The organism is Acinetobacter sp. TW_SC_4 (assembly GCF_054861205.1).
Map to the genome: position 1 here is coordinate 2279130 of NZ_CM142174.1, position 14232 is coordinate 2293361.

The window sequence follows — 14232 nt, forward strand, 5'->3', positions numbered from 1 at the left end:
GAGCCATAAATGCAATTTTTTACCCGCTTTCTGGGTAATCTTTACAACGATAGAGATACAGATGGACGAACAATCTTTAAAGCAGCAGGCTCTTTACTATCACGAATTCCCTACTCCAGGAAAAATCAGCGTTACACCAAGCAAACAATTGGTCAACCAACGTGACTTAGCCCTTGCTTACTCGCCTGGCGTTGCCGCACCATGTCTTGAGATTGAACGTGATCCTTCAACAGCTGCACTGTATACCGCACGCGGTAACCTGGTTGCAGTGGTCAGTAACGGTACAGCAGTTCTTGGTTTGGGTAATATTGGCCCACTGGCGTCTAAACCAGTCATGGAAGGTAAAGGCGTACTGTTCAAAAAATTTGCGGGTGTTGATGTATTCGATATCGAAATTGCTGAAAATGATCCCGACAAGATTGTTGATATTGTCGCTTCTCTAGAACCCACTTTTGGCGGGATCAACCTGGAAGATATCAAGGCTCCAGAATGTTTCTATATTGAACAGAAACTTCGTGAACGCATGAAAATTCCTGTGTTCCACGATGACCAGCATGGTACTTCAATCATTGTAGGTTCTGCTCTTCTTAATGCTTTGCAATTAAACGGCAAAAAAATTGATGAAATCAAGATCATTGCTTCAGGTGCCGGCGCTGCTGCCCTGTCTTGCTTGAACTTGCTTTGTGCCCTTGGCGCGAAAAAAGAAAATATCATCGTTGCTGACTCACGTGGTTTATTAACAACTAAACGTGAAGGTCTGGACGAATCTAAAAGAGCATATGTACAAGATATTGACGCCTCTCAGATCGGTGACGTGATTGCAGGTGCAGACATGTTCCTGGGTCTTTCAGCAGCCGGTATTCTCACCAAAGAAATGGTGAAATTGATGGCCAAAGATCCAATTATCTTTGCCTTGGCGAACCCAGATCCAGAAATTCTGCCTGAACATGCACACGAAGTTCGTGATGACGTGATCATGGCAACTGGCCGTTCTGACTATCCAAACCAGGTAAACAATGCACTGTGCTTCCCTTATATCTTCCGTGGTGCATTAGACGTTGGTGCAACCACCATTAATGAAGAGATGAAAATTGCCTGCGTACACGCGATTGCACGTATGGCACACGTAGAAGCAGATGCTGCATCTTATGGTGAAAAATCAGCTTCTTTCGGCCGTGATTACTTGATTCCTGGTCCACTGGATCAACGTCTGATTCTGGAAATTGCGCCTGCAGTTGCACAAGCTGCAATGGATTCTGGCGTAGCGACTCGTCCGATTCAAGATTTTTCGGCATATCGTCAACGTCTGTCTGAGTTTGTTTACAACTCAGCCTTCATGATGAAACCAATCTTTGCACAAGCTAAAACAGATCCTAAACGTATCGCTTATGCAGAAGGTGAAGACCTGCGCGTACTTCGTGCTGCACAAATTGCAGTGGATGAAGGCTTGGCAAAACCGATTCTGGTGGGCCGTCCAGCAGTCATCGAAGCGAATATCAAGAAATTGGGCTTACGTCTTGAAGATGGTGTCAACATCACCATCGTGGATCAGGAAAAGAACCCGGATTACGAAAAATTTGCAGACGACTATTATAACCTGATGCAACGTAAAGGTGTAACGCCTGAATATGCACACCGTGAAGCGCGTCGCCGTTCTACCCTGATCGCTGCGATGCTGGTACGTCATGGCATGGCGGACGGTATGTTATGTGGTACGTACTCAAGCTACGACATCCATCTGGACTTTGTCAGCAATGTCATCGGCAAACAGGATGGCCATAATACCTTCTTCACCTTAAACGCATTAATGCTTGAAGAGCGTAACCTGTTCATCGCAGATACCTACATCAACCGTAATCCAACGGCTGAACAGCTTGCTGAGATGACGATTCTGGCTGCTGAAGAAGTACGTCGTTTCGGTATTACACCACGTGTTGCCCTACTTTCTCACTCTAGCTTCGGTTCAGACCAGCACGATGCCAGCGCACAAAAAATGCGCCGTGTATATGAAATCCTTTCTGAAACTGCACCTGAGCTTGAAGTTGAAGGTGAAATGCATGGTGATGCAGCATTAGACGAAAATATCCGTCAGTTTGCATTCCCGAACTCTCGCTTCAAAGGTTCTGCAAACTTACTGATCATGCCAAATCTGGATGCAGCCAATATTTCGTTTAACCTGTTAAAAGCAACTTCAGGTAACAACGTGACCATTGGTCCTATCCTGCTTGGTGCTGCGAAACCTGTTCATATCTTGACACCAACTGCAACGACTCGTCGCGTAGTGAATATGACTGCGTTAACTGTCGCTGAAATTCAGGAAGCAGAAAAAAACGCGCTCTAAGGAATGTACGCATTAGCGTAACTTCTTGACTTGAGAAAACCTCTATTCTGTAGCATGATGCTTGTAAGAATAGAGGTTTTTTCATGCAAGTTTATTTAGTAGGCGGTGCAGTTCGGGATCATTTACTTGGACACCCCTATCACGAAAAAGATTATGTGGTTGTCGGCGCGACGCCGGAACAATTGCTTGCTGAAGGTTTTCAACCTGTTGGCAAGGACTTTCCTGTTTTTCTTCACCCTGAAACCAAAGACGAATATGCTCTGGCACGTACCGAACGCAAGTCTGGCTATGGTTATCATGGTTTCGAATTTTATACCGATATTAATGTTACCTTGGAAGAGGATCTGATCCGCCGTGACTTGACCATCAATGCCATGGCCATGGATGATTCAGGCAAGATTTATGATCCTTATGGCGGTCAAAAAGATCTGGCTGATCGTGTACTGCGTCATGTATCAGAAGCTTTTGTCGAAGATCCTTTACGTGTTTTAAGGATTGCCCGCTTTGCTGCGCGTTATCAACATCAGGGTTTTAGCATTGCAGAAGAAACGTTGGTGCTGATGAAGCAGCTGGCGGAATCGGGCGAGCTTAATGCATTGACACCTGAGCGGGTCTGGAAAGAAACCACACGCGCACTAATGGAACAAGATGCAGATGTGTATTTTGAAGTATTACGTAGTTGTGGTGCTTTAAAAGTACTGTTCCCGGAACTGGATGCCTTATATGGCATTCCGCAACGTCCTGAATATCATCCGGAAATTGACTGTGGTATTCATACCATGATGTCTTTACAGCAAGCCTGTCGCCAAAATTATAGTCTGGATGTGCGTTTTGCGGTTCTGGTTCATGACCTGGGTAAGGCATTAACCCCTGTGGAAGAATTGCCACGCCATATCATGCATGAAGAACGTGGGATTAAACCGGTAAATGAGCTGTGTGAACGTTTAAGAGTTCCGACTCATACCAAACAACTGGCATTGGCAGTTTGTAAGGAACACTTAAAATGCCATCAGGCTTTTAACTTAAAACCTGGCACTTTATGGCGTTTATTACAGCGTCTAGATGTATTGCGTCGTCCTGAACGTGTTGAAGCTTTTGTACAGGCCTGTGAATGTGACTCTCGCGGCCGCTTAGGGTTGGAAAATCGTGCTTATCCTCAGGCTCAATATGTGCTGGATGCCATGCAGGTGGTTCGCAGTATTAAAGCTCAAGATTTGCCACCAGAAATTCAAGGTCCGGATATTGGTGAGATGCTAATTGAACGACGGATTGCCGCTCTGGCAGAACTGAAAGAACAGCATAGTGCCATACTTTAAACATCAGGCTCCTTCGGGAGCCTTTTAATATCTTAAATCTTACTCATCTCGATTTTCTATATAAATAGCAATAATTCTTTGAAGCTATCGTGTAATTTCAACACTTAAGCAAAGTAAATATTGATTATGATTGATATTATTTTTAGCTAAGACCATGTCCAATGACTTATCTCATCCGTCAACTGGATCTTGAAAGAGACCTGCATGATGTTCATCAACTCACGATTCAGCTTGGCTATCCCTCTACGCTGGAAAATATCAAACAGCGTTGGGAGCATCTCCATCAAGACAGTCATTATCAGACACTGGTTATAGAACAGAATTCACATGTGATCGGCTATGCCGATTTTATTCAGGAATACACTTGGGAATTTGACGGTGGATATTTAAGGATTCAGGCTTTTGTAATTGATCAGGCCCATCGTGGAAAAGGTATTGGCAAGCAACTGATGGCTGCTATTGAACAGATTGCAAAAGAGCAAGGCTTCAAGATGATTCAGCTCAACAGCGGAAAACGCGAAGAACGCCATCCTGCGCATGCCTTTTATCAAGGACTGGGCTTTGACAGTTATAGTATTGGATTTCGTAAGCATCTGGATCAGCCAGTCATGACCAGCTGATCAATCGTGGATTTAATTTATGAAATTTCAGCAGGGAAAGTAATCACTTTTTCCAATTTCATCTGATTGGTTGCAATCATCAGCAAGCGATCAAGACCTAGGGCAATACCTGAACATTCCGGCATTTGTGGCAATGCCGCCAGCAAATACTCATCAATCGGCATGACATGCAAGCCAAGCGCTGCCCGTTCTGCATTATCTGCTTCAAAGCGGGAACGTAAAACTTCAGCATCAATCAGCTCATCATAAGCATTGGCCAGTTCCAGCCCTTCGATATACAGCTCAAAACGGGCTGCAACCAGCTCCCCATCTTCATCGATTCTGGTTTTAGCCAATGATGCCAGTTCCGGTGGAAAATCTGTCAGAAATACAGCCGTATCGAACCCCAGGCTTGGCTCGACCATATGTGAGAATAAAAGGTCGATATATCCTAAACGGTCATCACCCAAGTCCAGATTGAGACCTACCCGGCGACAACAATCTTTGAGTTGCTGCAAAGTGGCCTGTAAAGGATTGAGATCCAAGCGATCCATAAAGGCATGTTTATAGCTAAGGACAGTGGGACGGATTTCCCCAAAACGGGCCTTAAGCGTCACATTTAACAGATCTGTCACTTCAAACATCAGATCTTTCAGACTAAAGCCCGGTCGATACCATTCCAGCATACTGAATTCACTGTTATGCTTGCGGCCGTGTTCATCATCCCGAAACACTTTACAGATCTGGTAAATTGGTCCACTACCACTGGCCAATAAACGTTTCATGGCAAATTCAGGCGACGTCTGTAGATAATGTGTGCTGAGCTTACCCATGACATGACGCTGGGCCTGAATCGAAGCCAGATGCACATCGGTCACACCAGCTTGAGATAAAATCGGGGTTTCCACTTCCAGCACGTCACGTTCAGCAAAAAACTGACGAAGCTGGGCATACATGTTGGCACGTGCTTTAATGGCTTTTAAGTCGCAGGTCGGTTGATAAGATACTGTTTGCCTCATGCCTTTGGCCCTCCATGAGCGGCCCATTCACGTCGTAGTGGATACGTTTTACGTAAATAATCAAATGCTTTCTGATCGACTTTACCATCTTTTAAACATGCACGCAGATTGGCATCATCACGGGCGATATCATAGATCTGGGTTAAATGCTGTTGTAGCGCCAGTTTTAAATCCTGATTCTGGAAAAACTGTTCACAGACAGGCAATTGGCTTTCAAACTGCTTATTAATCTCAAAGCCAAAAGTCTGGCAAAATGCCTCGTAAATCATTTGAGTACCGCGTGCCTTACCTTCCAGACTATAACCTGCAATATGCGGCGTCACCAAGGTAATCAGATTCAGCAGCTGTTCAGAAATTTCCGGTTCATGCTCAAAGACATCAAGTACAACCTGACGTTGAGTTGTCTGAATATCAGCAATTAATGCCGCTTCTTCAACAACTGGCCCACGCGCTGAATTAATTAAAATGGCTTCTGGCTTCATTTGTCCAAGAGCATTAGCATTAATTAAATGATAAGTCGGATGCTGACCTGTTTTGGTTAAAGGCACATGAATGGAAATGGCATCTGCTGCTTTTAGCAATTCTTCAAATTCAACCTGATGAACCTGATCACGCTGCACAAAGGGATCGTAGGCAATCACATTCCAACCCAGCAATTTGGCCATTGTTGCCAAACGTGAACCGACATTTCCTAGACCCACAATACCCAAGGTGAATTCTTTATTTGCATTGATCAATTGGAGTTGTAAATGCAATAAAGCCGTAATCACATATTCAGCCACCGCCTGTGCATTACAACCGGGTGCATTGCTCCAGCGAATGTTCTGTTGTTCTAGTGCAGCAATGTCCAGATGATCTGTACCAATAGTGGCACTGCCAACAAATTTAATCTGACTGTCCTGTACGAGTGCTGCATTGACTTTGGTCACGGAACGAACCAATAAAGCCTCGGCATCTTTTACATCTTCCGCAGTGAGAGTTCTTCCTGCACGATGCTGAATATCGCCAAATTCTGCAAAGAAATAATCGGTAAATGCCAGATTTTCATCTGCGACAATTTTCATAATCTGTTCCAATGACTGAATCTGTCTATCATACCGCGTCAACCAGGATGTGACTATTTTCACTCAAGCTTTAGATGAATTCTTGCAAACATAGAGATATAAAAAATGCCAAAGTCAAACATCACTTCGGCAAAGGAGTGTAATTGGAGTAAGAAAATGACGCAGGGTTAGGCTATTGAAAGCCATACCCTGCACTAAAAAGTTTCCTCTTTTAATGGGAGAATGCAGCAATACCCGTTTGCGCACGACCTAGAATCAAGGCGTGTACATCATGGGTACCTTCATAAGTATTGACCACTTCCAGGTTTACCAGATGACGAGCTACACCGAATTCATCAGAGATCCCGTTACCGCCCATCATGTCACGCGCTAAACGGGCAATGTCTAAAGCTTTACCACAGTTATTACGTTTGATCAGTGAAGTACCCTCGACTGAAGCAATACCTTCATCTTTCATGCGACCAAAACGTAATGCCACTTGCAGACCCAGCGCAATTTCAGTTTGCATGTCTGCCAGTTTTTTCTGAATTAACTGATTGGCAGCCAATGGACGACCAAACTGTTTACGGTCCATGGTGTACTGATGAGCCGTGTGCCAGCAAAATTCAGCTGCACCCATCGCACCCCAGGCAATACCATAACGCGCACTGTTCAGACAGGTAAATGGACCTTTTAGACCACGAATTTCGGGGAATGCGTTTTCTTCTGGAACGAAAACATTGTCCATCACGATTTCACCGGTGATCGAAGCACATAAGCCAACTTTACCGTGAATCGCTGGTGCAGAAAGCCCTTCCCAGCCTTTTTCTAAAATAAAGCCGCGAATATCACCGACATTGCCTTCAGGAGACACTTCTTTTGCCCAAACCACAAAGACATCAGCAATCGGACTGTTGGTAATCCACATTTTGGCGCCCGTCAGACGGTAACCACCATCCACCTTTTTCGCACGGGTAATCATGCTGCCCGGATCTGAACCATGATCTGGTTCAGTCAGACCGAAACAGCCGATATATTCACCGGTCGCCAGTTTTGGCAAATATTTCTGTTTCTGTTCTTCAGAACCAAATTCATTGATTGGCACCATCACAAGAGAACTTTGCACACTGGCCATTGAACGGTAACCGGAATCCACACGTTCTACTTCACGTGCAATCAGACCATAGCTGACATAGTTTAAACCTGCACCACCGTATTGTTCTGGGATGGTTGGACCCAGCAGACCTAGCTCACCCATTTCACGGAAAATGGTGGGATCGGTTTTTTCATGACGGAACTGTTCTAATACACGTGGCATTAGCTTGCCCTGACAGTATGCATGTGCGCTGTCACGGATCATGCGTTCTTCTTCGGTCAGTTGCTGCTCCAGTAAGAATGGATCCTGCCAGTTAAAATAGACTTTGCTGGTTTTTTTCGTATCGACCATTTGATTCATAGTATTCCCTGCCAATCCTTCATCTATCTATTAGATGATGTTGTTTTATCCTTCAGATTGACTCTAGGCATGAATCATGACTTGTTCAAACAATAAATTTGCATGCAGCTATGCAATTTACGCATACCTTATATAAGTTGCTATTTCTAGAAATTATTTGTTTAGCCAATTTGCCTGTTTTTTATACCAAAGTCGTATAGTAGTATAAGAGTGATATACCATTTATTGATATCTGACCATTTTAAGTTCAAGGATGAACAGGTGCGTAGAAAAATACCCTCCCTGCAAGCGCTGATCTGTTTCGAATCTGCTGCACGTCATGCCAGTTATACCTATGCTGCGCAGGAACTGTTTTTAACCCAAAGTGCAGTTTCACGTCAGATCCAGCAACTGGAAGAGTATTTAGGTACAGCTTTATTTACTCGTACGCGGCATGGTGTAGAACTCAATCATGCTGGACAACAATATTTAAAGAGTATCACTCCGCATCTCAAAGGACTGGAACAGTCAACACTAGACGTCATTACGCATCAAGGCCGCGGCGGTACTTTAAAACTGGGCGTAGTGCCTACGTTTGCGACTCGCTGGCTATTACCTAAACTCCAGAGCTTTAATCGACTGTATCCTGAAATTACGGTACATCTAGAAACCAGCACCCGCCCTTTTCTGTTTCAGGAACAGATTTTCGATGCTGCCATTTATGCAGGAACTCCTCAACAGGTTGAACAATGGCCTGGTACGCATAGCCATTTTCTAATGCATGAAGATGTAGTTGCTGTCTGTGCGCCTGATCTGATTCAACAGTATTTTCCCGATGCACAGAAGATTAATGACTACAGCTATGACTTAAGTGCTGAACAACTGGTTCAACTCCCTTTATTACAGCAAACTACCCGGCCGAACATCTGGGAAGACTGGTTCAAGCTGCATCAGATCCAGCATCCGAATCCTTTTCAGGGGCAACGACATGAACTTTTTTCCATGCTCGCTGTAGTGGCTAGTCATGGCATAGGAATGGCCTTGATCCCACAAATGCTGATTGAAAAAGAATTAAAGCGACAGGAATTGGTACTGGTGTCCAGCAAGACCTTAGAAAGGAAACGAGGCTATTATCTGGTTCATTCCAGTCAGGAAAGCTCACCGCTGATTGAAAAATTTGTTGACTGGATACAACAGGAAATTCAAGGCAGCCTTCCATCTGAGTCTGAGCTATCCCCCATGAATAGACAATAAAAAACCCCGATCAATGATCGGGGTTTTCGTATCTGGCGGAAGCGGTGAGATTCGAACTCACGGAGGGGTATAAGCCCTCGTCGGTTTTCAAGTTATTGGGACTTACACTTTACTGGGCTTTATTAACATTTAGTAAGCCATATATTCCTTTACAAAACAATGCCTTGAAGCTATATTTTGTTTTATATAGCTTGTTTATGCTTTCCCTGTATCGCTTACAAATTGCTTACGAGTTACAGTGCAAAAAAGGCAAGCGACTACGCCAATAGTCCTTGCCTGTGGTTATATCCCTACTAGGAAACAACAAATGAATCATACTACATTTATCACCAACTACAATGTCGGTGAGGAGTTCTATCATGCCTAAGTTGACTAAGAGCTTCATCGACAAATACCCTGCACCAATCAGCAAAGATAAATTTGAATGGGATACTGAATTAAAAGGTTTCGGTATTCGAGTTACACCTAAAGGTCGCGTTAGCTTTATTGTGCAAAACCGTGTTAATGGTCGCTCGGAACGTATTACTATCGGGCAGTATGGTGTCTTTGCCCCTGACCAAGCACGTGACATTGCCCGCGAGCATTTACGCACAATGCGCATGGGTACAAGCCCAACAGCGCAGGCAAAAGCACATGCATTAATGTCTATTACATTGCGTGAAGTTTGCGACTCTTACATTAAAGACAGGTCGCTTAAAGCAAGTTCACAAAGTGAAATTCGTAGACATGTGACCACAAGTTTTGAAGCATGGCAGGATACTCCTATTGCAGCCATAAACCGTGAGGATGTGAATAAACGCTACAACCAACTTAAAGAACATGGTTTACGTGGTAATGCCCCTGCACCTGCCCAAGCTAATCAAGCATTCAGTAGATCTCTTGCGAAAGTTAATTTATGAGCATCCAATTCACCATTCCCGCTATTAAATTCATTCTTAAACCAAATCGTTTACGCCTATTTCTATAACGCTCCCCTAGAATACGAAATGCTTTGAGTTTTGAATTAATATGCTCAATTGGAATCCTACGACGACTTATCTCCTTATTGATCCGCTTGGCTTCTTTGGATAATTTCATATTTTTAGGTTTCTTTATTGGTATGAGTAGCTTACTCTTAATTTCTTTAAAGCCTTTATATGCTAAATCTGCCATGACACATGTAAAATTAGCAAATTCTTTAGCATATTTACGGGCAATGCTTAGATCATGAACCCTTCCACTTCTTACCTGGATACTCACGATCTGATTTAACTTTGGATTAAAAATCACCTGTGTTTTAAAGGTATGTTTCTTCTTTTTACCGCTATAGAATTTTCTTTGTTTTTTTGGGACGCTCAATCTGTGACTCAGTAACATCAACGATTACATCATCCTCCTCATTAAACTTTTGATTCCTTTTCGGCAATGCGAAAATCCGTGATTGAATCAGAGCATTTTCAACTTTCTGAATCGTACGATTCACATTACTTTCAGCTAGGTTATAGTCGGCGGATAACTCAATTTGGGTTCTATAACAGCGTAAGTAATTTAAAGTTAACAACAATTGATCCTCTAAACACAACGAATGAGGTCTTCCAGATTTTTTCTTGGCAAGCTCAGCGTGTTGTAACACTGATACCATTTTTAAGAATAATGGGCGAGGGACTCCAACAAGCCGTTTAAATTCCCCATCATTAAATTTAGTCAAATTTTCATATTTCATGGGACGAGTATAAACGTTTTTTTACTTTCGCAAGAGGTCTAGTGTATTACGAGCATTAATTAATTACGCAATGGATGAATATAGAAAGGAAGATGGCACACCATTAATTCAGGAAAACCCTGTAAATATTCTTAAAAAGAAAATGGTGAAATTAAAACCTCGTACCAGTCGTATTCCTGATTCTAAGGTAAATGATGTTTGGAAATATTTGTGGTCAACAAGGGAAACCGCTTTTAACCGTGAAACTCTAGCAAGTATTGATTTAATCATTTTCTTAATGCTTACAGGCGCACGATTAGGCGAAGCTCGTTCTTTAACTTGGGATAGGGTCAATTTAGAGGAAGCATGGTGGCATATACCCGACCCTAAAAACCACAATCCAGTCTATTTACCCTTATCAACTCAAGCAATAGAGTTGCTCAAAGCTAGACATAGAACAGAGGGTTCACCTTTTGTTTTTGCTTCATGGTCAAAGTCAGGACATATTATTGACCCTAGAGATTCATTGAAACGTATGAGTGAAGTTGCTGGAACACCAATTACAGCACATGACCTTAGACGAACGTTTACCACAATAGGAGTGGCGCATTGTGGTATTGATTTAAACAAGGTTGAGTTGCTGACAAACCATGTGCCTAAAGGGGTTACAGCAATTCATTATTTAGAAACTACACACTTGCAATATTTACGTCCCGAAGTTCAGCAAGTGGCTGATTGGATTGATAAAAGCAAATCATAAAAAATCATTTGTGCATTAACATAAAACATAATATAGTTGTTTTTAACTGCAAACACCTCGCTTAATATTCACGTAACATGGGTTACATTATTAAGCTTGTATCTATCATGGGATAGAGGCTTCAAGGTTAATTTAAACTTGAGCTATCTGTCCCTTTTTTATTGCATGTCAGATAGCTCATTGCTAAAGGAACTTTTGACATGACTATTTCAGCAAACAATCATAAAGATTTACTGACGACTAAAGAAGCCGCTTCATTACTTGGCTTTAAAAAGAATACCCTTGAAATATGGCGTACTAAAGGTAAAGGACCACAATTTATTAAAGTGGGATCAGATACCCAGTCACGTGTCCGCTATTTACGTTCAACCTTAATGGCATGGCTTGAAGCACAAGCGCATTCAAGTACGTCTTCGTATTCAGTTCAAACCTCCGACAAATAATTAATTTTCTGTTTTAAACCTTAAACGTATTGCGCTTATTGAAACCTGTGTCCAACACCTCTCCCGACCTAAGCCTATCGTAAACATACAATCAAAAAAAAGACTGCCGAAGCAGTCTTTTTGATAGGAATAAACTGGCATGAATAGCTTAAACCGTACCCCTATTTTACCACAGCAAACTACGCAAGGCAGCCAAGCCCCACAGCAACCAATCATCACTGGTAGCAATGATAAAGGTAATAGCAAAATACCAAGCAACTCAGAGCAGCCTATGTCTCAATTTTGGAAAGATGATTGGGATTGGAATAAGAATTGGGAAACTCCATTATTAGACACTTATACAGACCCCGAAGCACTCCCTGAACCTTTCCCATTAGAAGTACTACCTGTTGATATTAAAGGTGCTATCGAAGAAGTAGAAAAAATTACTAAAGCTCCTATCCCCTTAATTTTTGCAAGCTGTATGTCAGTAATTTCTGCAACTGTTCAGGGATTAGTAAATGCCACTTACCCCACTTTAAATGGAAATAAATCCGTGCCTTGTTCATTATTCTTTCTAACTTTAGCTGATAGTGGCGAACGCAAATCTACTGTCGATTCCTATTTCAAAAAACCTATTATTAATTGGGAAAAAGAAATGGTTAAAGAATATGAAGTAGAAATGAAAAACTTTAAAGGTGCTAAAAAAGTATGGGACACTAGAACCAAAATATTAGAAAACCAAATGCAAAAAAGTTCAAATCCTAACAGCTCTCAAATTGACAGCGATTTCACTACGCACTATCAAAATGAACCCTCAAAACCAACAAAGAAAAAGCTCATTATTATGGACGCAACAACAGAAGCGTTTATGAAGGAATTACAATCTTATCCAGTAAAAGCTCAACTAAGTTCTGAGGGAGGTACTATTTTTGGTTCAAACGCAATGGGTGCAGAGAATATTATGAAAACACTCAGTCAATATAACGAACTATGGGATGGAAATGGTATTCAACGTGACCGTATTGCAGAAGAAGCTAATGTGTCAGTTGGAGAAGTACGCGTTACCCTAGGAGTAGCTGTGCAACCTAGTGTATTTGATCAATTTATGGTTAATACAAAAAAACTGGGAAAAGGTAGTGGGTTTCTAGCACGCTTTTTATTAAGTCGACCTATCAGTACAAAAGGAACTCGGTTCATTGATATTAGTAGACAAAAAATAGAAACACCGTATCTACAAAATTATAATGAAAGGATATCTCAACTTTTAAACTTTGGTGTTCGATTTAATAATGATGATAAAATTTTTCAATGCAATGACATCTTAATGAGCAGAGAAGCAGAAATCCTTTGGGAAGATTTCTATAATCGTATCGAAGAGCAACAAGACGAAGGAGGAAATTATAACCACATATCAGGCTTCGCTAGTAAGTCCTCCGAACACTTAGTCCGATTAGCAACTTGTCTTCATATTTTTTGTGATAAAACTGGTCAAAACAGTTTAATAGATAAAGATATTATGAGTTCTGCTATTGAAATTATGTACTGGTATATTCGTGAACAAAAAAGATTCGATAATAAATCTACCGAAAGTGAATTATTATCGGATTTAAAATATCTATTAGAAAAAATTAAAGATCATTGTGATGAGAATGAATATATTATTGAAGATAGTAAATTTAGAGCAAATACAAGGTACAAAGTAGGAGGCAATCTACAACAATATAGACGTCTCTTAAGCACATTAGAAAACCTTAAATGTATTCGACTATTTAAAAGAGGCAAGGGTAAGAAACAATATATTGCACTGAACCCTAAACTTGTGAATTGATAACCACAGTAAGGTAGCTTTAAGCTACCTTTTGCGTTTTTTGCTAACCTTTTGCGGTGTTTTTGCGATTTTAATTTTTATATTTTAAATTTAAAAACAATTACTTATTATTATTTTTTGCGATTTTTGCGGTTTTTGCGAAACCCTTAAAGGCAATTTTTAAGTAAATTTATTTATGTATTTGTTTTTTATAGCATTTGTATAAATTTTAGTTTTTTACTTACTGCCCTCGACCGCAAAAATCGCAAAAACGCAAAAGCAAAACTTAAGCTATTATTTTTTATAAATATTTAAAAAAAAACTAAAGCAAAAACACCGCAAAAGGTTAGCAAAAGCTAATAATTAATACTGTGGTTAAAAATATGATTACTTGCTGCTAATTAAATTATTAAACCCTTTACCCCAAAATACAGGTTTAAACATAGCGAAATTAGCACGACTTTCAGGGGTAAATAGCCTCTTTAAGCACTCGGTTGGTACAAGGGTACTGGCTACCCTAAAAACCCGCTTAAAACGGCTGTTTTTCGCACT

At 41.3% G+C, this 14232-nt stretch carries 12 protein-coding genes; 8 read left to right on the forward strand and 4 right to left on the reverse strand.

What is annotated here, in order from left to right; all coding sequences use genetic code 11:
* Positions 1 to 61: 61 nt before the first annotated feature.
* The 3 genes from ACWM1W_RS11070 to ACWM1W_RS11080 all read left to right on the forward strand — a co-directional run bounded on the left by ACWM1W_RS11070 (position 62) and on the right by ACWM1W_RS11080 (position 4277).
* Positions 62 to 2341, forward strand: coding sequence for an NADP-dependent malic enzyme (locus ACWM1W_RS11070; RefSeq protein WP_004784714.1), 2280 nt, complete (start codon positions 62 to 64; stop codon positions 2339 to 2341).
* A gap of 83 nt (positions 2342 to 2424) precedes the next feature.
* Complete coding sequence (locus ACWM1W_RS11075) at positions 2425 to 3657, forward strand: multifunctional CCA addition/repair protein (protein ID WP_004784716.1); 1233 nt, start codon at positions 2425 to 2427, stop codon at positions 3655 to 3657.
* Positions 3658 to 3818: 161 nt separating this feature from the next.
* Positions 3819 to 4277 (forward strand): GNAT family N-acetyltransferase, encoded by a 459-nt coding sequence (locus ACWM1W_RS11080; RefSeq protein ID WP_004784718.1) that lies wholly within the window; start codon positions 3819 to 3821, stop codon positions 4275 to 4277.
* A 17-nt stretch (positions 4278 to 4294) separates the two neighbouring features.
* Here the strand turns inward: ACWM1W_RS11080 and epmA are convergent, their stop codons facing one another.
* The 3 genes from epmA to ACWM1W_RS11095 all read right to left on the reverse strand — a co-directional run bounded on the left by epmA (position 4295) and on the right by ACWM1W_RS11095 (position 7774).
* A complete protein-coding gene (gene epmA, locus ACWM1W_RS11085; RefSeq protein WP_004784720.1) occupies positions 4295 to 5275 on the reverse strand; it encodes an EF-P lysine aminoacylase EpmA in 981 nt (326 codons plus the stop codon).
* Entirely contained in the window at positions 5272 to 6339 is a 1068-nt protein-coding gene (locus tag ACWM1W_RS11090) for a 4-phosphoerythronate dehydrogenase (RefSeq protein ID WP_004784723.1), read from the reverse strand. The genes epmA and ACWM1W_RS11090 overlap by 4 nt, the downstream gene beginning before the upstream one ends.
* Before the next feature lie 211 nt (positions 6340 to 6550).
* Entirely contained in the window at positions 6551 to 7774 is a 1224-nt protein-coding gene (locus tag ACWM1W_RS11095; RefSeq protein WP_004784725.1) for an acyl-CoA dehydrogenase, read from the reverse strand.
* Between the two features lie 261 nt (positions 7775 to 8035).
* Here ACWM1W_RS11095 and ACWM1W_RS11100 point away from each other — a divergent pair, with 261 nt between their 5' ends.
* Entirely contained in the window at positions 8036 to 9007 is a 972-nt protein-coding gene (locus ACWM1W_RS11100; protein WP_004784727.1) for a LysR substrate-binding domain-containing protein, read from the forward strand.
* A 359-nt stretch (positions 9008 to 9366) separates the two neighbouring features.
* A complete protein-coding gene (locus ACWM1W_RS11105) occupies positions 9367 to 9906 on the forward strand; it encodes an Arm DNA-binding domain-containing protein (RefSeq protein ID WP_448765290.1) in 540 nt (179 codons plus the stop codon).
* Here the strand turns inward: ACWM1W_RS11105 and ACWM1W_RS11110 are convergent.
* Positions 9896 to 10709, reverse strand: a protein-coding gene (locus ACWM1W_RS11110) for an IS5 family transposase (RefSeq protein ID WP_155757183.1) whose coding sequence is annotated in 2 segments (ribosomal slippage) — positions 9896 to 10321 and positions 10323 to 10709 — 813 coding nt in all. Because the reading frame shifts where the segments join, the coding sequence is not laid out codon by codon here. The two genes, ACWM1W_RS11105 and ACWM1W_RS11110, sit on opposite strands and share 11 nt — an antisense overlap.
* Positions 10710 to 10779: 70 nt before the next feature.
* Here ACWM1W_RS11110 and ACWM1W_RS11115 point away from each other — a divergent pair.
* From ACWM1W_RS11115 to ACWM1W_RS11125, 3 genes are all read left to right on the forward strand, one after another.
* Complete coding sequence (locus ACWM1W_RS11115) at positions 10780 to 11448, forward strand: site-specific integrase (protein WP_448765302.1); 669 nt, start codon at positions 10780 to 10782, stop codon at positions 11446 to 11448.
* Positions 11449 to 11648: 200 nt separating this feature from the next.
* On the forward strand, positions 11649 to 11891 hold the full coding sequence (locus ACWM1W_RS11120) for a helix-turn-helix transcriptional regulator (RefSeq protein WP_000155629.1): 243 nt from the start codon (positions 11649 to 11651) through the stop codon (positions 11889 to 11891).
* 139 nt (positions 11892 to 12030) lie between these two features.
* Entirely contained in the window at positions 12031 to 13701 is a 1671-nt protein-coding gene (locus tag ACWM1W_RS11125) for a YfjI family protein (protein ID WP_448765301.1), read from the forward strand.
* Positions 13702 to 14232 lie beyond the last annotated feature (531 nt).